Source organism: Pseudomonas sp. MDT1-16 (assembly GCF_054898115.1).
This window is the reverse complement of the sequence record NZ_CM142717.1, coordinates 2658997-2684498: the sequence shown is the minus strand read 5'-3', so window position 1 is coordinate 2684498 and position 25502 is coordinate 2658997. Positions and strand designations below refer to the sequence as shown.

Here is a 25502-nt window from a genome sequence, read left to right as displayed (position 1 = left end):
CGGTGATCTGTAGGAGCGAGCGGTGCGGCGATCCGACTTGCCCGCGAAGAACGATAACGCGGTGTCGCGTCAGGCCCGCGCCGTGCGCCAGGCATCGATCAGTTCGACGAACGTGCCCTGCACCTGATGGATCAGCGCTTCGTCATCGATTTCACCGGCCAGCCACGCTCGGCTCGGCTCCTGGAAAATCGTCCGGCCCACGGCGAAACCACGGCAGGTCTGGCTCTGGCTGGCCTGTTGAAACCCTTCGGCCAGTGCCGCTGCCGGTGCATTCAGCCCCAGCAACACCACGCCACGGCAGTACGGATCACGCGCCTGAATCAGCTCGTCGAGTTGTTTCCACTCCTCGGCGCTCTGCGCTTCGATCTTCCACCACGCTGGGTAAATGCCCAGGTTGTAGAGGCGTTTCAGGGCGCGATACAGCACGTCCGGATGCGGCGACGGGTGATCCTTGGGCGGGATGATTTCCAGCAGCAGCTCGTGACCGCTGACCTGGGAGGCCTGATACAAACCCTTGATCTGCGCTTCCTGTTCAAGTCGCAGCAGCGGCTCGTCGTCGGGGTGGAATTGCACCAGGCACTTGATGATTTGTTCCTGCGGCCAGGCGATCAAGTTGCTGCCGATGGAGCGCCCATGTTCGAACGCCAATGGCCGCGAACCCTGCACTTCCACCGGCCGCGCCACCCACCAGCCGCGACCGGTGGCGGCGTTCAACGCGTCCTGACCGAAGCGTTGATCGGCCAGCAGCCCGACATCGGCCTCGATGCCCTGCTCGCGCAAATCGGCTTCGACCCGTTCCACAGCCTTGATAAAAAGCTGCTTGAGTTCGCCGATAGCGTTCAGGTCGCGACCGCCCTTTTGGGCCAGTTCCACCAGTTGCCCGCGATGGTCGAAGGCAAAAATGAACAGCTGTTTCCACTGTTTGCGCGGCACGCTGACCTGATGCAGACGCTGCAACACCGCGTCCTGATCCGGCCGGGTAATCGGCACCGGGCTGTTGAACAGATAGTCGAGTTCGGCGCGGGTCGGCATGGCCGGGGCGCAGGCGTGACGCGACACCACCAGACCACCGCAGGCATTGGCCAACTGGCAGCAGCGCTCGTCGCTGGCGTCTTCCAGCCAACCCGCGAGGAAGCCCGACATAAAGGCATCGCCGGCACCCAATACGTTGAGCACTTCTACCCGAACTCCAGGATAAATGGCGCCGTCTTCCAGACGCACCGGAATCACCCCATGAATCACCGTGCATCCCTGCGGGCCGAGCTTGACCACCAGGGTCGCCGCGCTCAGGCGCCGCACATTACGCAGCGCAGTGAGCAAATCCTCGGAACCGCCGGCAATCAGAAACTCTTCCTCGGTGCCGACGATCAGGTCGAAACGCGGGAGAATTTTCTGCACATGCTGGCTGACGTTCTGGTCGGCGACAAAGCGGGTTTCACCGTCCGCCTTGCCGGCCAGGCCCCAGAGCACCGGGCGATAGTCGATATCCAGTACGCGTTTGACGTTGTGCTTCTCGGCGTAATCCAGCGCCTGGATGCTCGCCTTGTAGACGCCGTCGGTGGAGAAATGGGTGCCGGTGATCAGCAAGGCTTTGCTGGAAGCCATGAAGGCTTCGCTGATGTCTTCGGCCCGCAGCGCCATGTCGGCGCAGTTTTCGCGGTAGAAGACCAAAGGAAAGGTTTCGCGATCCTTGAGGCCCAACAGGACCATGGCGGTCAGGCGTTCCGGATCGACCTTGATGCCGCTGACCTCGCAACCTTCGCGGGCCAGGGATTCAACGAGGAAGCGGCCCATGTGGTCGTCCCCTACCCGGCTCAGCATCGCCGATTTCAGACCCAGTCGAGCCGTGCCGAAAGCGATGTTGGCGGACGATCCACCGAGGTATTTGGCGAAGCTTGAAACATCTTCCAACCGCGCTCCGACTTGCTGCGCATAGAGGTCGACGCCAAGGCGCCCCAGGCAAATCAGATCCAATTGACGCCCACTGGCAAAACGAGTCTGGCCCATGTTGGCTCCTGTTATTTTTATCAGCCTGCGTTCGGGGCGATGGCCGCGCCGAACACGCTGGGTGGATGCAGACTAAAACGTTCGGGACCGAAAAATCAATAATTATTCCAAATACTTTTTACATGGAATATTTTTTCCAATAAGCTTTAGTGCAAGCGTTCCCGAGGCAGTGCATCGTTTCAGCACACCGCGTACTGACTGCACGCTCAAGATTTTATTCCGGCCTACCCTGTAGACTGCGCACAGCCAACCTATTGTCACGGGATGACGCTCTCTGTCGTCCCTATAAGAACAAGCCAGAAGGATTCCTTATGACCCGCACCGATCAGCCGGCGACGAGCGAGAGCACGCTCGACAGCGATCTCGCCAGCCCCCCGATCAATGCCGAGCGTCTGCTGCAGCTGATCACCCACGAATACGAAAGCCTGCCGCGCCAGCTCAAGCGCATCGCCAGTTACATGAGCCAGCAGAGCGACCGGATCATGGTTGACCGCATCAGCGACATCGCCCGTGAGTGCGAAGTGCACCCCTCGGCGATCGTGCGGTTTTCCCAGCGCTTCGGGTTCAGCGGCTTCAGCGAAATGCAGGCGTTGTTCCGCGAGGCCTATACCCACAAGACCACGCCGGTTCAGAACTACCAACAGCGCATTCGCAGCATGATCGCCAACAAGTCGCAGAAGGCCAGCGGCGGCGACCTGGCGCGCGAGTGCATCAATGCGACCCTCTCGGGCATCGAACGACTGGGACTGGAACTGGATGACCAGGCCTTCGACAAAGCTGTCGACCTGGTGGTGAATGCCGACAATATCTACGTGGTCGGGGTGCGGCGCTCGTTCGCAGTGGCCGACTACCTGGTCTACAACCTGCAGCACACCAACAAGCGCATTCATTTGGTCTCCGGCCTCGGCGGCAGCTACCGCGAGCAGATGCGCAGCGTGCGCGCCAATGACCTGGTGATCGCCATCAGCTTCACGCCCTACGGCAAGGAAACCCAGCATTGCCTGCGCATCGCCCAGCATAATCAGGCAAAAACCCTGATCATCACCGACAGCAACCTCTCGCCCCTGGCCAAGCGCGCCGACACCGTGCTGCTGGTCAATGAAGGCAGTTCGTTTGCCTTCCGTTCGTTGAGTGCGACGCTGTGCCTGTGCCAGGCGCTGTTTATCGCCGTGGCCTATCGGCTGGAATTGAAGGTCGATGAGATTCACGAACAGGTGGGCTTCGAGGATTAGCGCGTCGCCGGTTGCAGCGCGCGGAACCTCAGCTAAGGTAGTCCATCCCGAATGGACATCTGAAGGAGCGGTTCAATGAAGTTAATCGGCATGCTGGATTCGCCCTACGTGCGGCGCGTCGCCATCTCTGCCAAACGCCTTGGCATCTCGCTGGAACATCAATCGGTTTCGGTGTTTCGGCACTTCGAGCAATTCCAGCAGATCAACCCGGTGGTCAAGGCCCCTACCCTGGTGCTGGATGACGGTGAAGTGTTGATGGACTCGACGCTGATCATCGATTACCTGGAAGCGCTGGCCAGTCCCGGCAAGCGTTTGATGCCGGCTGATCTCGATCAACGACTGCGCGCATTGCGCCTGATTGGCCTGGGGTTGGCGGCGTGCGAGAAGTCCGTGCAGATTTATTACGAACGCAGCCTGCGTCCGGCGCACATTCAATTTGAACCGTGGGTGGAACGGGTGGAAGGGCAATTGTCGGCGGCGTATTCGGCGCTGGAGCGGGAGCTGGAAAAGCAGCCGCTTAAGACTGACGGTTCGATTGCTCAGGACGGAATTACCTTGGCGGTGGCCTGGAGTTTTACCAATCTGGTGGTGCCGGATCAGGTGGAGGCTGCGCAGTTTCCGCTGATCAGCGCGTTTACCGCGTATGCCGAGGGGCTTGAGGTGTTTGTGAGTACGCCGATCGAGTAGATCGATTTGTTGTGCCTGATCTGGCCCCATCGCGAGCAAGTCGAATCGTCGCACCGTCGCACCCACAGTTGACCGCGCGCCCCTGTGGAAGCGAACTCGCTCGCGATATGGCGTATCAGGTAAATAGAGCGATCAGGATGATGATCGGGATGGGTATGCCAAGAAAGAACAGCAGTAGTGAGCGCATGAGCGTTCTCCTGGGTTAACGAACAGGTACGGAAGTGGTGGATACATAAGCGTCGGTTTCGAGGTACTCGACCGCATCCCGACGACGACCACCGAAAGTTGCAGCAAGGCTGGCGAAAAACGCGCCAATGAGCAGTGCAATGAACATCCACAGCGAGGTCATTGCAGCCACCTTCGCAGCCTTATCAGCAGCTTGTTGGGCAGCCAGTTTGGCGTCGGCTACGGCCTTCTGGGTGCGGGCATACACTTCATCGACGCGACGTTCAGCGTCCGCTTGAGTGAGGTTGGTCCGTTGGGCGACCAGTTGCGCCAGGTAGGTGCGATCTTCGGCAGCCAGCTGACCATCGCTGCTCAGGCTGCGCACGAAGATGCGCGTCACGGTGCCATAAACGGCGTCATCACTGACCGCAGTCGGACGATCATCGCGGAACAGGCTGTCGATAAAGTAACCATATTGGTCACTGTCGGTTTTGCCGACCGCGGTGCCAGCAGCCTGAGTCGCCGCATTCGCCGCACCACCGACGACACTTGCCCCAGCCTGCACACCACCGCTGACAATACTGCTGACCGAGCCAACGACCAATGTCGCGGTCACCAACGTCGCCACGCACCAGGCCAGAAAACCATGGGCCGTGTCACGGAAATAAACCTCATCACCATGCATGTTCGCCCACTTCACCCGCAGTCGACCGGCGATATAACCGCCAAGCCCGGACGCCGCGATTTGGGTCGCGGCCAGCCAGACGATCGTTGAAATCCCCAGGCCCTTGGCGCTCACGCCTTCATGGGCCCAAGGCGATACCGCCGAAAAACCCAAGCCAAAGCCGAGCAACAGAAGGATCAGCGACAACGCCGCCGCCGCCGCGGCCCCTGCGAATATCGCCCCCCAGGACACGCCAGAAAGCGTGCTCGCTTCTTCGAAGGCAGGAGAGAAACCATCAGAGGATCTATTCATTGTTATATCGCTCCAGGCAGGAAAGATGGTGTTACAACTCTTCAATGGAAGAAATGCAGTCACCGTGCCAGTTGCCAACTTTCAATAAATCGCAGTATTTCAATAAGTTATAAAATTTTTTACTTCCCATGACCATGCAATTTGCAAGGAACTGCCAATTGCAGCGGGTTTTATGCATTGACCAAATAGGTGCCTGCATGAAGTTTTATTTAGAAAGCCTGCGCTCATTTCTTGGCAAAATGCCGCGCAACGTTGTGAACTCTTAATCAGGCCCGCCCTATGACCCGCATCTTGACCATCGAAGACGACGCCGTGACTGCCCGGGAAATCGTCGCCGAATTGAGCAGCCACGGTCTCGACGTGGATTGGGTCGACAACGGCCGCGAGGGTCTCGCGCGGGCGGTCAGCGGCCACTACGATTTGATCACCCTTGATCGCATGCTGCCCGAGCTCGATGGTCTGGCGATTGTCACCACGTTGCGGACCATGGGCGTGGCCACGCCGATCCTGATGATCAGCGCCCTCTCCGACGTCGATGAGCGTGTGCGCGGCTTGCGCGCTGGTGGTGACGATTACCTGACCAAACCGTTCGCCACTGATGAAATGGCCGCCCGGGTCGAAGTCCTGCTGCGCCGACAGAACACCGTGACCGCCCAGGCCACCACGTTGCGGGTGGCGGATCTGGAGCTGAACCTGATCAGCCATGAAGCCAGTCGCGACGGTCAGCTGCTGACGCTGTTGCCCACCGAGTACAAATTGCTGGAATTCCTGATGCGTAACACCGGGCAGATTCTGTCGCGGATGATGATTTTCGAAGAGGTCTGGGGTTACCACTTCGACCCCGGCACCAACCTGATCGACGTGCACATCGGCCGGCTGCGCAAGAAAATCGACCCGCCAGGCAATGTCCAACTGATTCGAACCGTGCGAGGCTCGGGTTATGTCATTGCTGAACCCCTCTAACGGCTGGCGCTCTTCCAGCAGCCGTTTGCTGGCGCTCTACAGTTCGCTGTTCGTGCTCTGGAGCGGGATCCTCATGGGGGTCATGTACTACGAGGTTTCCGATTACCTGGACAACCTGGCCAAACACTCGCTGATGCAACGTCAGCACTTGTTTTCACGCTTTTCGGGCGAACAACTGGTAGAAGCCCTCGCCGTCAGCATGACCTTCGACATTCGCGGCATCGACGCCTATGGCCTGTTCGATGACCAGCATCGCTACCTCAGCGGCGCTCTGCAGCACATTCCCGAAGGGCTGCCACTGGACGGCAAGATTCACATGCTCAGCGACTGCGCCGATTCCGACGACCCGACCCTGCCCGCCGACAGCTGCGACGCGGTGGCGACCCAGACAAAGGACGGACGCTGGCTGGTGCTGGTGCGGGACAACGGTTCGTTGTTCGCCGTCACCCGGATCATCCTTCATGCGTTGCTCTGGGGCGTGACGTTGACGATCCTTCCGGGCATCGCCGGTTGGCACTTGTTGCGCCGCCGGCCACTGCGGCGAATACGCGCAATTCAGGCCAGCGCCGAGGCCATCGTTGCCGGCGACCTGACCCGGCGACTGCCACTGTCCAATCGCCGCGATGAGCTGGACATGCTCGCCGCTATCGTCAACGCCATGCTCGAACGTATCGAGCGCTTGATGAACGAGGTCAAGGGCGTCTGCGACAACATCGCCCATGACTTGCGCACGCCGCTGACCCGCCTGCGGGCGCAGCTGTACCGGATTCAGCAGCAGGCTGACGACGGTTCGACGCTGGCCGTGCAACTGGATTCAGTGCTCGGCGAGGCGGATACCTTGATGGCGCGTTTTCGCGGGTTGCTGCGGATTTCCGAACTGGAAGATCGCCAGCGCCGTTCGGGTTTTGTACAGCTGGATCCGGTGCCGTTGCTGCAAGAGTTGCACGACTTTTACCTACCCTTGGCGGAGGAAGGTGAGCTGGTTTTCCAGCTGCAATTGCCGGAGTCGTTGCCTGCACTGAACGGTGATCGAGCGTTGTTGTTTGAGGCGGTGGCAAACCTGCTGAGCAACTCGATCAAATTCACACCGCCCGGTGGCGAGGTGATTTTGCGTGGGCTCAATGAAGGCGGGCGTACGCGAATCGAAGTGCTCGATTCGGGGCCTGGTATTGCTGAGACAGAGCGAGAGGCGGTGTTTCAACGCTTTTATCGTGCAGAGGGTGGTAATCAGAAAAGCGGGTTTGGGTTGGGGCTGTCGATCGTTGCGGCGATTGTGAGCTTGCATGGGTTTACGTTAGAGGTGGGCGCCAGTGAGCTTGGAGGGGCGCGGTTGGTGCTGGATTGTCGACAGAATTTGATTCCACAGACCTGACCCAAATACCCTGAACCGCCACATCTCCCCTGTGGGAGCGGGCTTGAACTGGTCCAGTAGGCGCGCCCCGCGCTGGCGACGCCAACTTTGTCGCCGGTGCGAAGGACCTGATCCATCACCGCATCGTCAACCACAACGACCCGGTGCCGAGCGTGCCCGGCAGCTGGATGGACACCAAGGCCGGTGTGTTCGGGGCGGGGTTAGCCTTGACGTTTGTCAACGTGCCGGCTGGTTTGTCGGTGTTCTTTGCGGGCATCACTAACTGGACAGGCGAGCCGTACGATCACCATGGCTCGTTGCGGCACTTCATGCCGGTGGAATTTGCTCGTGGGAAAATATCCGCGATCCTGTGGGACCCTGGCTGCGACACCATCACCCAACATGCGGCGTGCTCCTTGGCGATTCAGCAGAAAAACGGGCTGCCGCATCGGCCGCCATTGCTGGCGCAGATCTTCCAGGCTGGAAATCATTTGATGACCGGCGGGTACATTCCGGCGTGTTGGGCCGTTCTGCTGCGGTGGAAGGAAGCGCACGAATCGAAAAGGTCGCGGGTTACAGATCTCGAGTTCAATTGGGTCGTCGGGGCGCTGGCACGAATCACCCGGCAGCTCAGGGATGAAGAAGATAATTTGCCGGGGCGTTCGGATGCCTACGCTCGCACCCGAGAGAACGACATCCGCGCACTGAGGCTTGAACGGAGCAAGATTGAGACCACAGTCAACCGACTGAAAAAGATTCGTCCTGAGAGGATTAGCACACAAGACCTTTACGGATCGCTGTCAGAACAGCCCGAGGAGCTGACGAAAAACGTCGATCGTTGGCTGGCGCATCCTGAAAGCAAGGTCAAGGACCCGTTAGCCATGGCGCCGGTGGACCCGGATGGCGATGCGCTGATGTCTTCGACCTATGGGCATACCATCGGGGCACCGCACACGCTGGATATCGATTCGTACAGTTAAACATCCCGTGTTTAAAAGCCTTCCAAGTAACTTCCCGAGAGCTACAGCGTCTTGCGTCATTGCCTACGGTTACGCCAGAATCCGCCGGCTTGTGCGCTTTGGACCTGGGCTTTATCGTTTTCCGGTCGCTGAATAACAGCGATGGGGTTTGGTAGCCTGGAGTACTGCGTACAACGCCGCATTTTGCTGACGCCCGTTCAGGTCGTGGCTTTTATGGTGGTCGTGCGCAGGGCCTTTTCGGAGGCGCCGGTTCCAGTACTCCGGTCTACCAACCTGTGCATGGCCACCACCCTTCGTTTGGTAGCGATAGTGATGGCTCCATTTTAGAAAGTACTGGAGTTCCATCTATGCCTAAGGTAACGCCCAACCCGCCGGAAACCGATCCGACATCCCCCTCCGAAAATTTCGACCCAGAAAAACCCGACGAAACCTCGGACCGCATCCCGTCCTATGCCGACATCCGAGCTACCCCGCGCAGACTCACCACGATGTACGTCATCGATCCGCACATCAACACCGAAGACCTGTTGGGTAACGCATGCGAATCGCTGGCCTCCGCCCATGTCATGACCATGGATCTGGCAGATCGCACGCATGGGTCGAGCCGCAATACCCTGCTGGGCATAGCCCAAGTCATCATGCTCGGCGAACTCGCTGTGAACCGGGCACTGGATCGCATAGACCCGCCAACATAGCCAAAATTCTTGTGGGGCGACTACCGTCGCTCGCGGCGAGTGGTGCTGGCGGTCCCGCAGTTCTCAGGCCTGCGGGCCTTGCTGGCGGGCACCGAAATGCTCGCCACAGTGCCGGATTACGCAGCGTGCGCGCTAATCGACGGCAGCAGCCAGTTGCGTGCCGACGACCCGCCGTTTGACATCGTACTGTCCGAACTATCCATGGTCTGGAACGGCGTCAACGATAACGATCCGGCAGAACGTTGGTTGCGCTCGCGTATTGCCCAACACATGTCGGCCGAACTGCCGGTGCTCTGAGCGCGTTGAAATCCGGATCGGTCTCGCGCAGGTATATCGGCATGTCCGTCATCGGCGGCATGGCCGGAATGTCGAAATACATCTGGATCACCCAACCCCGGTGATAACTGGCGTGATTGACCACATGCATCAGCATCGCGCCGGCGCTCATGGTACCGCTCTCCCCCGAGACAAAGGTGAACTCGACCGGTTTATCCAGCGAGACATCGGTCTGCCGGGCGTTCCAGTCGCAGTACCAGCGATCGATGTCCTTTTGCGCCATGCGCAGCTCGGCGAGATCGGGATGCAGCAGATCGTGTGACGTCTTGAAGCCGTGCCCTCGGCCTTCGAGGTGGGCCCGGTCACTTCGCCGCGACGCGATCTGTGTAGCAGCTGGCGAAGCCTGCGTTCGACTGCGCAGCAGTCGTATAACCTGCGCACGCGTTTTACCTGATAGACCGCAGTACCTGAATTGACGACTGCTGCGCAGCCGAACGCAGCCTCGCAGGCTCGGCAGCTGCTACGAGGATCGCGTAGCGAATTAAATTGGGGAAAGCCGCTGCACCACCCGATCAGCCAGCGCCAGGCAACTGGTCAAACCCGGTGATTCGATCCTGAACAGGTTCACCAGCCCAGGCACACCATGCTCGGGCGGGCCACTACGCTCCAGCGCGCCTGTGGCGAAGCAAAGCTGGCTGACCCCGCGTTATTGGTGGAGATCATCGTGTGTGCGGCGAGGGCCTGAGCTATTTCAGAGGCAGTCTTTGGACTGATCACGCATCGACAGGGAACTCCTGACGACTGCCACGCATCCTAATAGATGAGGTACTTCCTTTTTTGCTTCACGTTTTTAGAGGACACCGTCATGCGCCGTCTGATAATTACTTCTTCCCTTCTGCTGTGTTTACCCTTCGGCTCCGCTATGGCCAAAGTGGATACAGGCGATGTCGCCACGTCAGCCGGGGTTTCCGCATCGTTGTACTCGACGTTCAAGGACGACAAACTCATGATTCCTGCCCGAGATGACGCCTCCAGCTTCGTTGCCAGTGGCGGTGCGATTCGTGGGGTTTATCTGGAGTCGGTCTTAAAACAGATTCGTCAGGACAATCCCGGTCTCAACGCCAGCGACGAAGACCTGGCCAGAGCGATTCTCGTCCAGGATGGCATTGCTGCGGGTCAATGAAGGCTGAAAAAATAGGGGTGGGGCTCGCAACGGATAGCGTTTGCAGCCCTACCTTGCTTCAGCGCCTGTGAATAAACGCGCCCACCCCGCCACCAATTGCGCGCTGATGCTCACGCCGCCGCACACCACAATCACTGCATCATGGGCATCGGCAATCGCCGGATGGTCCAGGTATCCAATCGCCAACGAAACACCACACGCAGGCTCGACCAACTGACGCAAGTCGTTGGCGTAACGGACCACGCCCATGATCGCCTCGTCATCGCTGAGCACCACGCACTCGTGGGGGAAGTCGAGGATGTGCTGCACCGGCCAGGCGGCTACCTGAGCAGCACCAAGCGAAGTGGCAACGGTGTCGATCCGCGGCAGTCTGACCGGATGCCCGGCAGCAACCGCGGTCGCAAAAGAAGCCGCCCCCCGGGTTTCGCAAGCAATGATCCGGCAGTCCATGCGGTCATGGCGAATCAGCCCGGTGAGGATCCCCGCCAGCAAACCACCGCCCCCTACCGACGTCACCACGGCATCGACCTGAGGGCAGTCTTCGAGGATTTCATCGACTATCGTGCTGTGCCCTTCCCACAACACCGGGTGATCGAAGGCCGGCACGTATTCGGTGTCCGCGTGCTGTGAGAGTTCCTTCGCCCGTTGATTCGCGTCGTCCCAGAGCTTGCCGTGGACAATCACCTCGGCACCGGTTTTCCTGATCCGTGCGCGGGTGGTTTCCGGTGTGGTGTGCGGCACCACAATGCAGGCTTTCAAACCCAGGCTGGCGGCAGCCACTGCGGTAGCAAACCCGGCATTGCCGCCGGAAGGACAGACGACTTTGCGTTTGCCCTGCGCCTTTGCCTGACTGCACAAAAGGCCCATGCCGCGCAATTTGAACGAGCCGCTGGGTTGCAGGTTTTCCAGTTTGAGCCAGATCCGCCGGGCCGGCGTCGACAGGCCCGGGTGCAGAATCAACGGTGTTCTGATGTGAAGCATGGTGGAATTCCTTAAGGGTGAACGGCCCTAATCCAAGCTTAGTTCACCCTGCCCCGGCGGTGACCGTCTCAGCGATAACGCGGTGCCGCCGTGGAATTACCGAACAAGCGTGAAAGCGCCTGGCGCTGGACTTCGTAGGCGTCCCACTGATCGCCATCGTGCAAGCCCGGAAGGGTCACCACTTCGCCACTCGCCAAGCCCACCAGTGCGGCATCGACCATGTCCTCGGCAGACATTACGATCTCTTGCGGCAGGTTTTCCACCGGGTTGCCGGCCTCACTCCAGAAGTCAGTGGCGGTGGCGCCTGGCAAAACGGCCTGGATGCGAATGCCTTCCATGTCGTCCACGGGGCTGGCGAGCAGCGGCATGACAGCGCCGACCCCGGCATTGTTGACCAACAGGGTGATACGGGCGTCGGAGCGCAGAATCGCTTCGACCCGCAGCACGTCGGCCTTGTCTTTTAAGTCGGCGGCGACCACTTCCACGACGCGGCCGGTTTCGTTACTCAGATGGTTGGCCAAGGCGTTCAGTTTCGCCTGGCTGCGGGCGACCAGAATCAGGTCGTAACCCTGTCGGGCGAGTCGGTCGGCATACACCGCGCCGATGCCCGAAGAGGCGCCAGTGATCAGTGCGGTGCCTTTGGATGAGAGGGCGATGTCGATTTCCTTCACAGTGAGGCGATATCTTCGCCGGTGTGAACCGTTATAGATTGACTCATGCTCGTCTCAGATGACGTTTAAAGTACGTTTTTAGGACATAAGATTTTGAGGACACCTCAATGACTTCCGTAGCGTTTGTAGTGTTTGAAGGGTTCCAGTCCATGGCGCTGGCGGCCATGCCAGTGTTCGAGTACGCCAACTTCAGCGCTGGCGAGACGCTCTATGAAGTGAGCGTGGTGTCCGAAGACGGCCGCACGTTGCGTGCCTCCGGCGGTTTGAGTGTCGGCACGCAGGCCTTTGGTGAGCAGGTGTTCGACACGGTGATCGTGGTTGGCGGCGATGCGATCCTCGAGCAGGCCCCCGAGGGTGTGCTGACTTACCTGCGTGCAAACGTTAAATCCGCACGACGAACGGCGTCGATCTGCTCCGGAGCATTCGTCCTGGCCCAGGCGGGTTTGCTCGACGGACGGCGGGCCACCACCCATTGGGCTTATGCACGGGAGCTGCAAGCGCGGTTTCCATCGATCAAAGTGGAAGAAGACCGCATCTACGTCGTCGACGGTTCGATCTGGACTTCCGCCGGGATGACCGCCGGCATCGACCTGGCGCTGGCCATGGTTGAAAAGGATCACGGCGCCGCACTGGCCCGTTCCGTGGCGCAGAAACTGGTGATGTACCACCGCCGCGCGGGAGGCCAGTCGCAGCACTCGGCGCTGCTGGAACTGGAAGCGAAATCCGACCGCATTCAAACCGCCCTCGGCTATGCGCGAGAACACCTCACCAAGACGTTGTCGGTGGAGCAACTGGCGGACGTCGCGCGCCTCAGCCCTCGGCAATTCAGCCGGGCCTTCCGGGCGGAAACCGGTCAATCGCCGGCCAAGGCCATCGAAAACCTGCGTCTGGAAACGGCGCGTCAAATGCTGGAGCGCGGGCGACTGACCCTCGATCAAATCGCCGAGGAGTCGGGCTTCAGCGACTGTCGCCGCATGCGCGAAGCCTTCCTTCGAGCGTTCGGGCAGCCGCCGCAGGTGATTCGACGCAACGCCCGTTCGGCGTAGGATGAAACGTGTCGGGCCCACGTGTGGAGATAAAGATGAAAATCTCGGCCAACCTGGCGTTTTTCGCGCAGTTCGGCAGCGAATACGAGGCTTACTGCGCCCGCAGTTGGCGGTTGATTCCCGGGGTTTATTAGCCATCCACATTAGATTGTGTGTAGGCGGATATGGTCGCCGTCATCCACATGGGCGACGACTGCCTCATAGCTGGCGAGTGTGGCGTGCGGGGTCTGGAGCGGATGGTCGTGGGTCGAGGTCACCACGATCAGGTCCGCGCCCGCCGCCTCGGCCGCGAGAATACCCACGGTGGCGTCTTCGAAAATCAGGCAATCGGCCGGTTCAACACCCAACCGCTCAGCCGCCAGTCGATAGCCCGCGGGATCGGGTTTGCCGGCACTGACGTCTTCGGCAGTGACCATCACCAAAGGTTGCGCAATGCCCGCCGCGGCCATCCGGCGCAGCGCCAATGCCTTCGGCGCCGAGGTGACGATCGCCCATTGGTTGGCGGGCAGCGACTTCAGAAAGTCTGCCGCGCCAGGCACCTCAATGATCCCCTCGACATCCTCGATTTCTGCCTCAGTGATGAACGCTGCTTCAGCCTCGGCATCCACCCCGGCCAACGCCAGACGATTGATGGTGTCGATGGCGCGAACGCCATGGATGGTTGGCAGGAAGGTGTCGACATCGACGCCGTGGCGCAAGGCCCAGGCTGCCCAGATCCGCTCGGCAGCGGCGATGGAATTGAGGACGGTGCCATCCATATCGAACAGAAAAGCGCGGTACGGGGTGTTGAAGATGGAGTCGTGAGCAGACAAGGGGGGCTTCCTCGCAAATGCCAGGCGGGTTCGCCGAGCAATGTAGCATTGGCGAGGTAGAAGTTGCCGCAGGTTCTACAGGGTACGTTTCGACTTCAAGGCACCGTCCACACAGTCCAGCAACTTTCCAAGCGCCCACGGTTTCTTGATAAACGAAACCGAATGCCTGACCCCGGCGCTTTCCGGTGTTTCGAAGCCAGACATGATCATGATCGGTTTGTCCGGCCAGCGGTCGCCAAACAGATTGGCCAAGTCTGCGCCATTGAGTTTGCCCGGCATGGTGATGTCCGTGAGCAACAAGCTCACCTTTTGTGCATGCAGTTCCAGGTATTGCGATGCGGCGTCTGCGCTGGCCTGCGGTTGAACCAAAAAGCCTTCCTCCTGAAGAACTTCGCAGAGAAACTCCAGGATCAGCGGGTCGTCCTCAACCACAAGAATCAACCCGCCAGGAAGGTGCTCGCCCGCCGTCGATACTGGACTCATGACTGTGCCACTCCCTGATTGCCTAAATGATTTCGCGGGCTCAAATCCGCTGTCTATCAGGTATGAGCAGCGGACTCGGCGGAAAATTCATTTTTGATACAGGCAAGCGATGAAATCAGGCGTCCTGCAAAATCAGGTCGGCGCCCTTCTCCGCCACCATCAGCACTGCGGCATGGGTATTGCCTGAGGTAACGTTGGGGAAAATCGACGCGTCGACGATACGCAGACCTTCCAGACCGTGCACTTTTAAGCGTTTGTCGACTACCGATTTCTGCTCGTCCGCCCCCATGGCGCATGAGCCGCACAGGTGGTAAATCGAACCACTGTTTTCGCGGAAATACTGCAGCATCTGTTCATCCGTTTCGACGACCGGCCCCGGCAATACTTCCTCAACGGTGATGCCCTTGAGCGCAGGCGCCAGCATGATTTTGCGCATCAAGCGGCTGCCCTGGATCACCTCGTCGATGTCCTTTTGCGTGCTCAGGTAATTCGGGTCGATCAGCGCCGCGTCCCGCGGATTTTTCGAGGCTATCTCGATGTGCCCTCGACTGGTCGGGCGGCAGGGATTGAAGCACAACAGGAAGCCTGAATAAGGTTCGGGCTTGAGGCTGGCCTTGTTGTTTTTCGGGATCTGGTACGACAGCGGATTGAAGTACAACTGCAGGTTCGGATTAGCCTGCAGTTCGTTGCCACGGAAGAATCCGCCGGCCTGATTGACGCTCATCGCCAGTGCGCCCTTGCGGGTGAACAGGTACTTCAAACCCAGTTTGAATTGACCGAACAGCGAGCTCAGTTGATCGTTGAGCGTCGGGATGTTGGCCTTGTAGTAGTAACTGGCGCACAGGTGGTCTTGCAGGTTCTGCCCCACCGCCGGCAAGTGTTTGACCACCGGGATGTTGTGTTTGGCCAGCAACGCCTGATCCGCGACACCGGACAATTGCAGGATCTTCGGTGTGTCCACGGCACCGGCGCAAAGAATGACTTCCTTGTTGGCGGTAAAGGTGCGCACTACGCCGTGCTGGGCGATGGAAATCCCGGTCGCCCGACCGTTATCGAACAACACCCGGTCCACCAGCGCGTAATGCTCGACCGTCAGGTTTGGCCGGCTCAGTGCTGGATGCAGATGCGCAAAACTGCTGGAGCAACGCTGACCGTTGCGGGTGTTGACGTCGTAAATGCCCGAGCCTTCAAATTTCGGGCCGTTGAAGTCGTCGCTATGGGGATAACCCAGTTCATCGCAACCCTTGAGGAACACGTCACAAATCGGATGGGTCTGGCCCTTCATTGGCGTGATGCTGATCGGGCCGCTGCCGCCGTGGTACTCGCTGTCGCCCAACGGATGGTTTTCCAGTTTGCGGAAGTACGGCAGCACCTCCTTGAAGCCCCAACCGTCGTTGCCGTTGGCCGCCCAGTCGTCGAAGTCATGGGCCTGGCCACGGACGTAGATCATCGCGTTGATCGAGCCCGAACCACCCTGCACCTTGCCCCTCGGGGCATAGATTTCGCGGTTGTTAAGCTGCTTTTGCGGCTGGCTGTAGTACATCCAGTTGAAAGTCGGGTTGTAATACATTTTGGCGAAGCCGACCGGGATCTTGAACCACAAGGAACTGTCCTTGCCGCCCGCTTCCAGCAGCAGCACCGAGTGTTTGCCCGATGCCGAGAGCCGATTGGCAAGGATGCAACCTGCGGCGCCTGCGCCAGCGATGATGTAGTCGTAAGTCATGCACGGTTACCGCGTAAGTCGTTGTACAAAAAAACCGCCAGGTCATGCCCGTCAGCCAAGTGCAGTCCCTGTGGGAGCGGCAAATCCCGTCAGCCTCTGGCTGGCGATGTGTCTTTGACGTCAGCCGGGGTTGGCGCCATTTGCAGGTGCAAACGCTCACCGGTGTACGGCGAATGCCTGCGCACCACATCCATGTTCAGCTCCACCCCCAGGCCCGGCTCGGTGGACGGGATGATGTAGCCGTCCTCCCATTGCAACGGTTTGGTCAGGACTTCGGCATGGAAACCGCCCCAGGTCATGATGCTTTCCTGGATCAGGAAGTTCGGCGTACACGTGGCCAATTGGAAACTCGCCGCTGCGCCAATCGGCCCGTTGTAGAGGTGCGGGGCGATCTGCGCGTAATAGGCTTCGGCCATGCTGGCGATTTTCTTGGCTTCCAGCAGACCGCCACAGCGGGCCACGTTCATCTGCAAAATCGACGCACCGCCAGCCTGCAACAGCTTGAAGAACTCGTACTTGGTGGTCAGCCGTTCGCCGGTGGCAATCGGGATGCTGGTTTTGGCCGCGACTTGCGCCATGGCCTCTTCCTGACCCGGCGGCACCGGTTCTTCGAACCACAGCGGATCGTATTTCTCCAGGCGCTTGGCCAGGCGGATCGCCGAGGACGGCACCATTTGCCCGTGGGTGCCAAACAGCAAATCGCACTTGTCGCCCACCGCTTCGCGGATCTTGCGGCAGAAGGTTTCGCAGCGCTCCAGCACTTCCAGCGAGATCTGGTGCCCGGAGTACGCGGTGTAGGGCCCCGCCGGGTCAAACTTCACGGCGGTGAAGCCTTTGTTCATGTTCTCGATGGCGCATTCGGCGGCCAGGTCCGGGTCGTCGTAGTCGTACTCGCCTTTGCTGTTGACCGGGTACAGGTAGGTGTAGGAACGCAGGCGTTCATTGACCTTGCCGCCCAGCAGTTCATACACCGGCTTGTTCGCCGCTTTGCCAATGATGTCCCAGCACGCCATCTCCAGACCACTGACCACGCCCATCATGGTCAGGTCCGGACGCTGGGTGAAACCGCTCGAATAGGCCTGACGGAAGAAGCGTTCGATGTGGTGAGGATCGTGATTGAGCAGGTAGCGTTCAAACACGTCTTCGATGATCGGCAGCATGGCTTTGGGGCCGAAGGTTGCGGCGTAGATTTCGCCCACGCCTTCGATGCCGCAATCGGTCTTGAGCTTGACGAACAGCCAGTACATGCCGCCGATGTGCGGTGGCGGTACGGCAACGATATGGGTTTCAAGGGCGACGATTTTCATCTCAGGCACCTGTCTGCTTCATAGATTTACGATTGATACGCGCGCGCAAGATCAGGGCCGCGAGGGTCCCGAGCAGGCCGACGAAGGCGATGTAGCCGAAATACAGCTTGTAACCAAAGGCACCGGGGAAATGTTCGGTGAGGTAGCCGTTGATCAAGGGAATGAAAGCATCCGGCAGGTACCCGACTACCGAGACAATGCCGATGGCCAGGCCGGTGATGCGCAGCGGAATATTGCAGGTGTCGAGGATCGCCCAGTACAAGCCGCGAATGGCGTAGGTCATCAAACCGATGAAAATCACCGTGCCAATCAGCAGGCCCATGCTGTTGAGTGCAGGGAACACGATCAGGCCGACCATCGCCAATGTCGCCAAAAACAGCGCCACGATCAGCACCGAAATGTTCGAGAACTTGTCACCCAGCCAGCCACCGCCGATACCGCCGATCGGGCGCATCCACAATTTGATGGTGGTGATGGTCCCGGCCATGACCGCCGTCATGCCGCCGCCTTGCAGGTAATCGGAGAAGCTGTAGGTGGCCCAGAAGATGTGATAGCCGCAGAACACGATGGCCGTTACCAGCCACAGCTCAGGAATTTTCACCAACGTAGTCAGGTCGCTGAGCAAGCTGTATTTGCCCTTCTCCACCGCCGCCGTGTCTTCCATCGACTTCGGGTCTTTGATCAGCACCAGCACGCAGCCGATGGCGATACAGGTGAAGGCATACAGGTAGACCACGTGCTTGAAGCCTTCGGCGGCCGACTCGCCACGGGTTTCGGTGGCGAAGGCGAAAAGACCGAGAGCAACCGTCGCCAGCAGGGCTTCCACCAGGCCGCGACCGCCGTCGAGGATGCCGAAAAACCGGCCCTGTTCAGTGTGATGGGCAATCATCTTCACCCGCTTGAGCACCGAAGCCCAGAACGTCAGGCCAGTGGTCAGCCCCCAGCAACCGAAGATGATCATCAAACCGGTCATCGACGGCGCCGTGGAATACCAAAGCCCCAGGGCTCCGGTGGCGACCAGCGAGAAGAAAATCAGGAACCGTGGCGCAATCCGGTCCGCCAGCCAGCCGCTCGGCAAGTAGCTGAGCAGGAAAATCGTCCCCAGCATCGAGTACAGATAACCCAGCTCGCTGTGGTTGATCTGGAACACTTCGAGCATGGTGGTCTGGTAGACCTGACGCAGGTACAGGATCGGGTAGATCGCCCCGGCGGCCAGCACCAATAACATCAACTGGACATAGCGACTTCCCTTGTCACTGTGGCTTTTTGCACCCGCGTTCGAACCCTGAACAGCGGCAACAGTGGTTGCAGGCTTGGACATCTGTGGGACCTCGGGCAGCCCGGTGGTCCGGGTGCCCCAAATAATTGTTTTTATGGGTGTGGCGTGAGGCGCGTTGCGGGTGGATCAATACTTCATGACGACCAGACGGGTCTGGGTAAATTCGAGCATGCCGTGCTTGCCGTCATCGCCGCCCAGACCGGAACGTTTCCAGCCGGCGTGAAAGCCCTGATACGGGTCGGCCGGGGTGCGATTGACGTACAACTCGCCGGCCTCGATGGCGTTGGCGACTTTCATGGTGGTGCGGTAATTCTCGGTGTACAGCACCGACGACAGACCGAACTGATGATCGTTGGCCATGGCCAGCGCTTCGTCGATATCGCGGTACTTGAGCACCGGCAGTACCGGACCGAAGATTTCTTCCTGGATGATTTCCATGTCCTGGCGGCAGTTGCTGAGCAGCGTCGGTGGGTAAAAATGACCGTTGCCTTGCGGGATAAAACCGCCTGTTTCCAGTACAGCACCGTCGGCGACGGCGCGCTCGACCATGGCGTGGATGTTCTGCTGCGAACTGGCGTTGACCAACGGGCCCATCAAGCTGGCGTCGGTGGCGCGGTCGCCGAATTTCACTGCGCTGATCTTGGCTTTAAGCAGCGCGAGGAATTGCTCGTAGACGCTTTCCTGCACATAGACCCGCTCCACCGCCGTGCACAACTGGCCGCAATGGGTGGTCTTGGAGGCCACGATTGCGCTGGCGGCGGCTTCAAGGTCGGCGTCAGCTTCAATGATCGCCGGGGTTTTACCGCCCAGCTCCAGCGATGGCTTGGCGATGTTGGCCTTGCAATAGTCGAGCACGATGCGCCCGGCGTTGACGCTGCCGGTCAGGGTGATCAAACCGACGGCCTTGTGGGTGCAAACCGCTGCGGCCGTGGCGTGGTCCATGGTCAGGATATTCACGACACCCGCCGGCAAACCGGATTGCTGCACAGCCTTGGCGATTTCAAATGCCGAGGTGGGGGTGTTGTTGCTCGGGCGCACCACCACGGTGTTGCCGGCAATCAGTGCCGGGGCGATTTTGCGCAGCAAGGTGTAGACCGGATAGTTGAACGGTATCAGGCAAGCGACCACGCCAATCGGCTCGCGGTGCAGGAAAAGGTTTTCGTTCGGGGTGTCGCTTGGAATGATCTCGCCTTCGATCCGGCGCGCCCACTCGGCATGGTAACGGGTGATCTGCGCGGCGTAACGGGCTTCGTTGCTGGCGTCGCTTGCGCTCTTGCCGGATTCGGCGGCCAGCGCTGCACCGATATTTTCGGCGCAGGCTTCAAGGGCGTCGGCGAATGAGCGCAGGTGTTCGGCGCGTTCGATGCTTGTCAGATTGCCCCAGACCTTCTGGGCAGCAGCGGCGGCATCGACAGCTGCGGCTGCTTCAGCGGTGGTGGCCGCTGAAACCTGGCCGACCAAGGCTTCGGTCGCCGGGTTGTAGACTGCAATCAGCGCATCGCTGGCTGGCTCAATGAAGTGACCGTTTACAAAGTTTCGCTCGAGTCGCATGTGCATCGCCCATCGTTGTTTTTATCCAGTTCCCCCAGTCTTGGCATCCTGGGCGGGTTGAACAAACGATTTATTGAGCGGGGGAACATTCGAAAAAGGCAGGTTACCCGCGAACGACATCAAATTCCCTGTCCCACATGGGTTTTGGGGGGATTAGCTGGCGGCGGTGGAGGGTTCGAGCTGGCGTTGTGCCAACCAGATTTCCTCCTGCAACCACTGGCTGAACACCTGCAATTGCGGCATCAACGTCTGCTCCGGCCGGGTCACCAGCCAGTAGGATTGATGCCCTTCCACGTGCACGTTCAGCACCTGGGTCAACTGCCCGCTGGCCAGCTCCGGGGCGACCATGTGCCAGTCGGCAATGGTGATGCCCAAACCGTCGGTGGCCGCGCGGATCGCCAGGTCCAGCAGGTCGAATTCATAACCGCCCTGGGTGTCGACGCCGCTGATTTTCGCCGCGTCGAGCCAGTGCTTCCAGGTCAGGTAGCGCTGGTCTTCCCGGGCCAGCACATGCAGCAGGGTCAGGCGATTGAGGTCAATGCCGCCCTCGCTCCATTCCCGGGCATACAACGACGGCGCACACACCGCGATATGCCGCTCCTGGATCAGCAGCGAGCTGTCCAGCCCATCCCATTCGCCATCGCCAAAACGGATCGCACAGTCCAGGGTACTGGTTTGCGCCAGGCTGTCCTGCAAGCGAGTGGTGATGCTCAGTTCCAGCTCCGGGTGCTTCTCCCGCAGCCGCCCCAGACGCGGCATCAACCAGCGACTGGTGAAGGTTGGCGGCGCGTTGATGTGCAGGCGATTGGAATGGGTCTTCTGCTGAATGCTGCGCACCGTCAGTTCGATCTTGTCGAAGGACTGATGCAATGCCCGCAGCAGAATCCGACCGGCGCTGGTCAGCTCGAGGTGGTGGTGTCGGCGCTCCAGCAGCGTTTCTTCGAGCTGTTCTTCCAGCTGACGCACCTGCCGGCTGACGGCGCTTTGCGTCACGTTCAGCAACTCGGCGGCACGGGTGAAGCTGCCCGTGCTACCAGCGACTTCAAAGGCTTTCAGCGCGTTGAGGCCGGGCATTTTTCGTTTCATGGAGGGCTCTCGGGATGAGTGACAAGACGCAAAGCATCCCACGCTCGCTGTGCATTGTCCTACAGGATTTTCTCAGTAACATGCATCTGGCGAAGGTTTACTCGCATTTTTTATCGTTTGTTCATCACCTCGCTCATAGCAAGACTTGCCGGCATCTCTAATAAAAAAAACCGAGAGCCACCCGATGCCCTTCCCTGCTTCTCTGCGCCTTAGTCCGTCGTACCTCGCTCTGCTCTGCACCTTCGCAGCACCGGCCATGGCGGTGCAGGTCACCGACAACCTCGACCTTGGCGGCGCCATTCGGGCGCGTTGGGACTATGACCCGGACCGCGACATCCAGAAGTTTGGCCTGGACACGGTGTTCCTCAGCGCCAAGTACAACTCCGACACCTGGATCGGTGAGGCCCAGTACCGTTTCTACGGACGCTCCTACCCTTACCAGTACACCAAGAACTACGGCGATATCCAATTCGCCAAGTTCGCGTGGGCCGGCTACAAGTTCAACCCCGACCAGCAAGTGCAGGTCGGCCTGAACACGGTGCCGTTCGGTTTGCAGCCGTACTTCGGCAGCACCTTTTACGAAACCCTGGGCAACGTCATCGGCCTGGAAGATGTGCAACAGGTCGGCGCCAAGTACATCCAGCAAAGTGGCGACTGGAATATCCAGGCCGGCTACTACTTGCGCCCGGCGTGGCAAGGCAAAGGCACCAGCAAAGGCGTCACTTACTCAAGCGTAGTGTCCGGGGCCGACAGCTACATTGGCGATGGCAGCGACAACCAGGAACGCAACACCGTGGTGCTGCGGGTGGCCAAGGCCCTGGACCTGGGGCCGTGGAAGTCCGAAATCGGGATCTCCGGCCTGACCTCGACCCTGGAGAACAAGGACACCGACAACGACGGCCGCCGCAACGCCGTGGCCGTGCACTACCTCGGCAAAAACGGCCCGTGGGGCGTGCAACTGCAAGCGGCGCGGCAACAAATGTCGCCGCGCAACGCCGGCACCGATGAAGTGGTCACCCTCGGCGGTTACGACGGCACTTACAACGTCGCCAGTCGCGGCAATTTGTACGTGGCAGACCTGAGCTACGACGTCGGCGGCAAGTACCTGTTCGACCAGATCAGCGGCGTGAAGCTGTACGCCAACTACAGCGCCTTCGACAAATCCGCCGATGAGTTCAAGACGTCGCAGCGGTTGATCCTGGGCACCTCGTTTTCCTTCAGCAAACTGTGGATCGCGACTGAGTGGTTGTATGGCAAGAATGATCCGTACATCGGTGGCAGCAGCTATACACAGAGTCTGGGGGCTGGGGGTAGTAACCAGTGGGAGAATCAGTTGTACATGAACATTGGGTATTACTTCTGATCCAGTTTATTTGGCGTCTTTGAGGGCGCCTTCGCGGGCAAGCCTTGCTCCTACAGGTATGCGGTGGAGGCGCCACCGCCAATCCGTAGGAGAACAACACTTGCATCAGCCCATCACAGAGGAGTCAGATACGCCCTACAGAACATTCACCAAAAACAATAAACCTGCCCACGTTTCCCGGCGTCGGCGTCAGGTCCGGAGTCACCCTTTCATGCGTCAACTGCCCTCGCTCAACATGCTGCGCGTCTTTGAAGAAGTTGCGCGGCATCGCAGTTTCAGCCAGGCGGCCCTGGGGTTAAACGTCACCCAAGGCGCGGTCAGCCGTCAGATCAAGCAGCTCGAAGATTATCTCGGTGTGGCGCTGTTCATCCGCACGCCGCAGGGCCTGTCGCTGACCGAAACCGGTCTCGCCCTCTCCCCGCAACTGAGCGATGCCTTCGACCACGTCGAACGCGCACTGCAAGCGGTGCGCGTACCCAACCTGCGCCAACGCCTGCGCATCGTCGCGCCACCGACCTGGGCCACGCGTTGGTTATCGGCTCAGTTGCGCGCATTCTGCCAACGCTACCCCGACATAAGCCTGAGCGTGACCAACCAAACCGGCCACGACAACCTTGCGGAAATCGACTGCCACATTCGTTTCGGCCTCGAAGCGGCCAGCCACTGCAGCAGTCAGTTGCTGGTGATGGAACGGCACATGGCGGTGGCCAGTCCGGAGTTGTTTATCAATGGCCAACCGCCGGATCTGCGCCAGTTTCCATTGCTGCACATCCTGCACGACGGCAAGCGTTTGAAGGTGTGGGAGAACTGGTTGGCGGCGATGGGCCGGGACGATGTTGATGCCGGGCAAGGACTGGAATTCAGCACGCTGGATCAGGTAATCCATACCGCGTTGGCCGGAGGTGGGCTGGCGGTGATTGATCGGCAGATGATCGAGAAGGAACTGGCGAATGGCAGCCTGTTGCCGATCACCCCGGTGGAAGTGATCGGGCCGTACGGCTATTGGCTGGATGTGGCGAACGACAAACAGGGGTTGTCGAAGGTGCGGTTGTTTACGGATTGGTTAGGGTTGGTGAGCAACCCCTGACACCCCCATACCCGTAGCAGCTGTCGAGCCTGCGAGGCTGCGTCCGGCTGCGAAGCAGTCGCATTCCAGGCGACCCGGTCATCCTGAAGGACCGCGGATTCTGGTTTACGACTGCTTCGCAGCCGGACGCAGCCTCGCAGGCTCGACAGCTGCTACATCTATGGTTGTGAGTCTCGATTAAATTGGGGCAGCCACTTTCACCGCCACCGCTGCACCACCCTCCACCGGGCTCTGCGCCTTGCACGCCTGGCTCAGTGTCAGCGATTTAGTCTCCGGTGCCCAAGCCCAGGAAATGATCGCGCCCAACGCCAGAATCGCCGCCAGTATGCCCATGGTCGGGCTCAAGCCAATCCCCGCCACGCTCACCGGCAACAGGAAGGTGCTGACCGCCGAACCCAAGCGACTCACCGCCGTGGCCAGGCCAATCCCGCTGGCCCGCACTTCAGTCGGAAAGCTCTCCGCCGGGAACACGCCCACCAGGTTACTCACGGCTGAAAGCACCAGCGTGAACAGTCCAAACACCAACACCATTAAAAACGCCGCACTGCCCGGCAGCACAGCCAGCAGGAACAACGCCACTGCGAGAATGATGAACGAGTTGATCAAAAAACCCCGGCGAGAGAATTTGATCGTGCACCAGATCCCGATCAATGCGCCGAGGATCAGCAGCATGTTCAACATCACCTCGGTGCCAAAGCCCTCCGCCAAGCCCATCTTCTGCAGAATCGACGGCAGGAAGGTGTAGATCGCAAAGTACGGCATGACGATGCAAACGAAGAACAGGCAATTGAACGCTGTGCGCTTGCGGTATTCACGGCTGAACAGCACCGCGTAGCCGGAGCGGGTTTCGGTGGACTGTGTTTCGTCGAGTTCGACGTTGTCACCCAAGTGTTTCTTCACGATAGCCCGAGCCTCGCTAATCCGGCCCTGATTCACCAGCCAGCGCGGCGACTCCGGCGTGCCGATACGGGCGATCAGAATCAATGCCGCCGGAATCGCCGACGAGGCCAGCATCCAGCGCCAGGCATCGTCTCCGAGACTGAGCATGGCGGTGCCGACGAAGGTCGCGGCGACGTAACCGAACGTCCAGATCACACTGAACGAACCGAGCAGCACACCGCGATGTTTCTTCGGCGAAAACTCGGCCAGCATGGCGTGGCCGACGCTGAAGTCCCCCCCCAACCCGATGCCGATCAGCACCCGACAGAAAAACAGACCCATGGCCGTTTCAGCGTAGAACTGCATCACCGAAGCAATGGTGATCAACACGAAGCTGACCAGGAAGATTTTCTGCCGACCGACTTTGTCGGAAATCCAGCCAAAAAACAGACTGCCGAGAAACAAACCGATCAGCGCCGAAGCCCCAATCAATCCCTGCCAGAACGCATCCAGCTGCATCTGCGGACTCAGAAGCGTAAACGCGATACCGATCAGACCGAGAATGTAGCCATCGGTGAAATGCGCGCCAAACGTCAGGCCGGCGATTTTGATGTGGAAGCGCCCGATGGGCAGGTCGTCGATTTTTATCGATTGAGCGGACATGTTCGTCTCCAGTTGTTGTTATTGAAGGAGAAATGAAACTGAAAGCTTTTGTTCCT

General features: G+C 59.6%; 22 protein-coding genes and 4 pseudogenes. 12 read left to right on the top strand and 14 right to left on the bottom strand.

The annotated features are described in order from the left end of the window. Positions 1 to 69 precede the first annotated feature (69 nt). A complete protein-coding gene (locus ACYZT3_RS12165) occupies positions 70 to 2007 on the bottom strand; it encodes a bifunctional 5-dehydro-2-deoxygluconokinase/5-dehydro-2-deoxyphosphogluconate aldolase (protein ID WP_462032176.1) in 1938 nt (645 codons plus the stop codon). Between the two features lie 311 nt (positions 2008 to 2318). On the opposite strand from ACYZT3_RS12165, the gene ACYZT3_RS12160 reads away from it, so the two are divergent. Both ACYZT3_RS12160 and ACYZT3_RS12155 read left to right on the top strand, forming a co-directional pair. Further along, positions 2319 to 3239 (top strand): MurR/RpiR family transcriptional regulator, encoded by a 921-nt coding sequence (locus ACYZT3_RS12160; RefSeq protein WP_462032175.1) that lies wholly within the window; start codon positions 2319 to 2321, stop codon positions 3237 to 3239. 75 nt (positions 3240 to 3314) lie between these two features. Further along, complete coding sequence (locus ACYZT3_RS12155; protein ID WP_282377823.1) at positions 3315 to 3926, top strand: glutathione S-transferase; 612 nt, start codon at positions 3315 to 3317, stop codon at positions 3924 to 3926. 202 nt (positions 3927 to 4128) lie between these two features. On the opposite strand, the gene ACYZT3_RS12150 is transcribed toward ACYZT3_RS12155, so the two are convergent. Next, complete coding sequence (locus ACYZT3_RS12150; protein WP_282377822.1) at positions 4129 to 5067, bottom strand: hypothetical protein; 939 nt, start codon at positions 5065 to 5067, stop codon at positions 4129 to 4131. 279 nt (positions 5068 to 5346) lie between these two features. Between ACYZT3_RS12150 and ACYZT3_RS12145 the strand changes: the two genes are divergently transcribed. From ACYZT3_RS12145 to ACYZT3_RS12125, 5 genes and pseudogenes are all read left to right on the top strand, one after another. Beyond that, a complete protein-coding gene (locus ACYZT3_RS12145; protein ID WP_462032174.1) occupies positions 5347 to 6030 on the top strand; it encodes a response regulator transcription factor in 684 nt (227 codons plus the stop codon). Beyond that, positions 6008 to 7402, top strand: a complete 1395-nt coding sequence (locus ACYZT3_RS12140) for a sensor histidine kinase (RefSeq protein ID WP_462032173.1) — start codon at positions 6008 to 6010, stop codon at positions 7400 to 7402. Before ACYZT3_RS12145 ends, ACYZT3_RS12140 begins: the two co-directional genes overlap by 23 nt. 167 nt (positions 7403 to 7569) lie before the next feature. Further along, on the top strand, positions 7570 to 8361 hold the full coding sequence (locus ACYZT3_RS12135; RefSeq protein ID WP_462032172.1) for a hypothetical protein: 792 nt from the start codon (positions 7570 to 7572) through the stop codon (positions 8359 to 8361). 347 nt (positions 8362 to 8708) lie between these two features. Then, entirely contained in the window at positions 8709 to 9056 is a 348-nt protein-coding gene (locus ACYZT3_RS12130; RefSeq protein ID WP_449643906.1) for a DUF6124 family protein, read from the top strand. Positions 9057 to 9083: 27 nt separating this feature from the next. Beyond that, a pseudogene (locus ACYZT3_RS12125) lies at positions 9084 to 9353 on the top strand (type 2 periplasmic-binding domain-containing protein); the annotation flags it as partial. Here ACYZT3_RS12125 and ACYZT3_RS12120 read toward each other — a convergent pair. Continuing rightward, positions 9274 to 9693, bottom strand: a pseudogene (locus ACYZT3_RS12120) (DinB family protein); the annotation flags it as partial. The pseudogenes ACYZT3_RS12125 and ACYZT3_RS12120 overlap by 80 nt on opposite strands. A gap of 180 nt (positions 9694 to 9873) precedes the next feature. Further along, positions 9874 to 9993 (bottom strand): annotated as a pseudogene (locus ACYZT3_RS12115) (FAD-dependent oxidoreductase); the annotation flags it as partial. A 204-nt stretch (positions 9994 to 10197) separates the two neighbouring features. Here ACYZT3_RS12115 and ACYZT3_RS12110 point away from each other — a divergent pair. Next, positions 10198 to 10515, top strand: a complete 318-nt coding sequence (locus ACYZT3_RS12110) for a DUF2388 domain-containing protein (RefSeq protein WP_282377819.1) — start codon at positions 10198 to 10200, stop codon at positions 10513 to 10515. Between the two features lie 48 nt (positions 10516 to 10563). Here ACYZT3_RS12110 and ACYZT3_RS12105 read toward each other — a convergent pair whose 3' ends face one another. Both ACYZT3_RS12105 and ACYZT3_RS12100 read right to left on the bottom strand, forming a co-directional pair. After that, the gene (locus ACYZT3_RS12105; protein WP_282377817.1) at positions 10564 to 11496 is read right to left on the bottom strand and encodes a pyridoxal-phosphate dependent enzyme; all 933 of its coding nucleotides are present in this window, start codon (positions 11494 to 11496) and stop codon (positions 10564 to 10566) included. Positions 11497 to 11564: 68 nt separating this feature from the next. Next, positions 11565 to 12152 carry an SDR family NAD(P)-dependent oxidoreductase gene (locus tag ACYZT3_RS12100; protein WP_462032366.1) on the bottom strand — a complete coding sequence of 196 codons (588 nt, stop codon included), beginning with the start codon at positions 12150 to 12152 and terminating at the stop codon, positions 11565 to 11567. A 122-nt stretch (positions 12153 to 12274) separates the two neighbouring features. Between ACYZT3_RS12100 and ACYZT3_RS12095 the strand changes: the two genes are divergently transcribed. Both ACYZT3_RS12095 and ACYZT3_RS12090 read left to right on the top strand, forming a co-directional pair. Next, on the top strand, positions 12275 to 13213 hold the full coding sequence (locus ACYZT3_RS12095) for a GlxA family transcriptional regulator (RefSeq protein WP_462032171.1): 939 nt from the start codon (positions 12275 to 12277) through the stop codon (positions 13211 to 13213). Positions 13214 to 13278: 65 nt separating this feature from the next. Further along, positions 13279 to 13347, top strand: a pseudogene (locus ACYZT3_RS12090) (isoprenylcysteine carboxylmethyltransferase family protein); the annotation flags it as partial. Positions 13348 to 13356: 9 nt separating this feature from the next. Here ACYZT3_RS12090 and ACYZT3_RS12085 read toward each other — a convergent pair. From ACYZT3_RS12085 to ACYZT3_RS12055, 7 genes are all read right to left on the bottom strand, one after another. Next, positions 13357 to 14025, bottom strand: coding sequence for an HAD-IA family hydrolase (locus tag ACYZT3_RS12085; protein ID WP_462032170.1), 669 nt, complete (start codon positions 14023 to 14025; stop codon positions 13357 to 13359). 75 nt (positions 14026 to 14100) lie between these two features. Then, the gene (locus ACYZT3_RS12080) at positions 14101 to 14508 is read right to left on the bottom strand and encodes a response regulator (RefSeq protein WP_462032169.1); all 408 of its coding nucleotides are present in this window, start codon (positions 14506 to 14508) and stop codon (positions 14101 to 14103) included. 115 nt (positions 14509 to 14623) lie between these two features. Next, on the bottom strand, positions 14624 to 16231 hold the full coding sequence (locus tag ACYZT3_RS12075; RefSeq protein WP_282377812.1) for a GMC family oxidoreductase: 1608 nt from the start codon (positions 16229 to 16231) through the stop codon (positions 14624 to 14626). An 89-nt stretch (positions 16232 to 16320) separates the two neighbouring features. After that, entirely contained in the window at positions 16321 to 17538 is a 1218-nt protein-coding gene (locus ACYZT3_RS12070) for a mandelate racemase/muconate lactonizing enzyme family protein (protein ID WP_265044876.1), read from the bottom strand. A gap of 1 nt (position 17539) precedes the next feature. Then, a complete protein-coding gene (locus ACYZT3_RS12065) occupies positions 17540 to 18859 on the bottom strand; it encodes an MFS transporter (protein WP_282377809.1) in 1320 nt (439 codons plus the stop codon). 84 nt (positions 18860 to 18943) lie between these two features. After that, the gene (gene aldA, locus ACYZT3_RS12060; protein WP_462032365.1) at positions 18944 to 20368 is read right to left on the bottom strand and encodes an aldehyde dehydrogenase; all 1425 of its coding nucleotides are present in this window, start codon (positions 20366 to 20368) and stop codon (positions 18944 to 18946) included. A gap of 153 nt (positions 20369 to 20521) precedes the next feature. After that, on the bottom strand, positions 20522 to 21454 hold the full coding sequence (locus ACYZT3_RS12055; protein WP_462032168.1) for a LysR substrate-binding domain-containing protein: 933 nt from the start codon (positions 21452 to 21454) through the stop codon (positions 20522 to 20524). Between the two features lie 184 nt (positions 21455 to 21638). Between ACYZT3_RS12055 and ACYZT3_RS12050 the strand changes: the two genes are divergently transcribed. Together ACYZT3_RS12050 and ACYZT3_RS12045 are read left to right on the top strand one after the other, a co-directional pair. After that, positions 21639 to 22817, top strand: a complete 1179-nt coding sequence (locus tag ACYZT3_RS12050) for a hypothetical protein (RefSeq protein WP_462032167.1) — start codon at positions 21639 to 21641, stop codon at positions 22815 to 22817. A gap of 211 nt (positions 22818 to 23028) precedes the next feature. Continuing rightward, entirely contained in the window at positions 23029 to 23904 is an 876-nt protein-coding gene (locus ACYZT3_RS12045; RefSeq protein ID WP_462032166.1) for a LysR substrate-binding domain-containing protein, read from the top strand. A gap of 177 nt (positions 23905 to 24081) precedes the next feature. Here ACYZT3_RS12045 and ACYZT3_RS12040 read toward each other — a convergent pair whose 3' ends face one another. Further along, positions 24082 to 25446, bottom strand: a complete 1365-nt coding sequence (locus ACYZT3_RS12040) for an MFS transporter (protein WP_462032165.1) — start codon at positions 25444 to 25446, stop codon at positions 24082 to 24084. Positions 25447 to 25502 lie beyond the last annotated feature (56 nt).

Coding starts and splice junctions, on each gene's coding strand:
- ACYZT3_RS12165 (WP_462032176.1), bottom strand. CDS start 2,007: ATGGGCCAGACTCGTTTTGCCAGTGGGCGTCAATTGGATCTGATTTGC.
- ACYZT3_RS12075 (WP_282377812.1), bottom strand. CDS start 16,231: ATGACTTACGACTACATCATCGCTGGCGCAGGCGCCGCAGGTTGCATC.
- ACYZT3_RS12065 (WP_282377809.1), bottom strand. CDS start 18,859: ATGTCCAAGCCTGCAACCACTGTTGCCGCTGTTCAGGGTTCGAACGCG.
- ACYZT3_RS12050 (WP_462032167.1), top strand. CDS start 21,639: ATGCCCTTCCCTGCTTCTCTGCGCCTTAGTCCGTCGTACCTCGCTCTG.
- ACYZT3_RS12140 (WP_462032173.1), top strand. CDS start 6,008: ATGTCATTGCTGAACCCCTCTAACGGCTGGCGCTCTTCCAGCAGCCGT.
- aldA (WP_462032365.1), bottom strand. CDS start 20,368: ATGCGACTCGAGCGAAACTTTGTAAACGGTCACTTCATTGAGCCAGCC.
- ACYZT3_RS12160 (WP_462032175.1), top strand. CDS start 2,319: ATGACCCGCACCGATCAGCCGGCGACGAGCGAGAGCACGCTCGACAGC.
- ACYZT3_RS12105 (WP_282377817.1), bottom strand. CDS start 11,496: ATGCTTCACATCAGAACACCGTTGATTCTGCACCCGGGCCTGTCGACG.
- ACYZT3_RS12040 (WP_462032165.1), bottom strand. CDS start 25,446: ATGTCCGCTCAATCGATAAAAATCGACGACCTGCCCATCGGGCGCTTC.
- ACYZT3_RS12080 (WP_462032169.1), bottom strand. CDS start 14,508: ATGAGTCCAGTATCGACGGCGGGCGAGCACCTTCCTGGCGGGTTGATT.
- ACYZT3_RS12150 (WP_282377822.1), bottom strand. CDS start 5,067: ATGAATAGATCCTCTGATGGTTTCTCTCCTGCCTTCGAAGAAGCGAGC.
- ACYZT3_RS12130 (WP_449643906.1), top strand. CDS start 8,709: ATGCCTAAGGTAACGCCCAACCCGCCGGAAACCGATCCGACATCCCCC.
- ACYZT3_RS12155 (WP_282377823.1), top strand. CDS start 3,315: ATGAAGTTAATCGGCATGCTGGATTCGCCCTACGTGCGGCGCGTCGCC.
- ACYZT3_RS12055 (WP_462032168.1), bottom strand. CDS start 21,454: ATGAAACGAAAAATGCCCGGCCTCAACGCGCTGAAAGCCTTTGAAGTC.
- ACYZT3_RS12095 (WP_462032171.1), top strand. CDS start 12,275: ATGACTTCCGTAGCGTTTGTAGTGTTTGAAGGGTTCCAGTCCATGGCG.
- ACYZT3_RS12045 (WP_462032166.1), top strand. CDS start 23,029: ATGCGTCAACTGCCCTCGCTCAACATGCTGCGCGTCTTTGAAGAAGTT.
- ACYZT3_RS12135 (WP_462032172.1), top strand. CDS start 7,570: ATGGACACCAAGGCCGGTGTGTTCGGGGCGGGGTTAGCCTTGACGTTT.
- ACYZT3_RS12110 (WP_282377819.1), top strand. CDS start 10,198: ATGCGCCGTCTGATAATTACTTCTTCCCTTCTGCTGTGTTTACCCTTC.
- ACYZT3_RS12070 (WP_265044876.1), bottom strand. CDS start 17,538: ATGAAAATCGTCGCCCTTGAAACCCATATCGTTGCCGTACCGCCACCG.
- ACYZT3_RS12145 (WP_462032174.1), top strand. CDS start 5,347: ATGACCCGCATCTTGACCATCGAAGACGACGCCGTGACTGCCCGGGAA.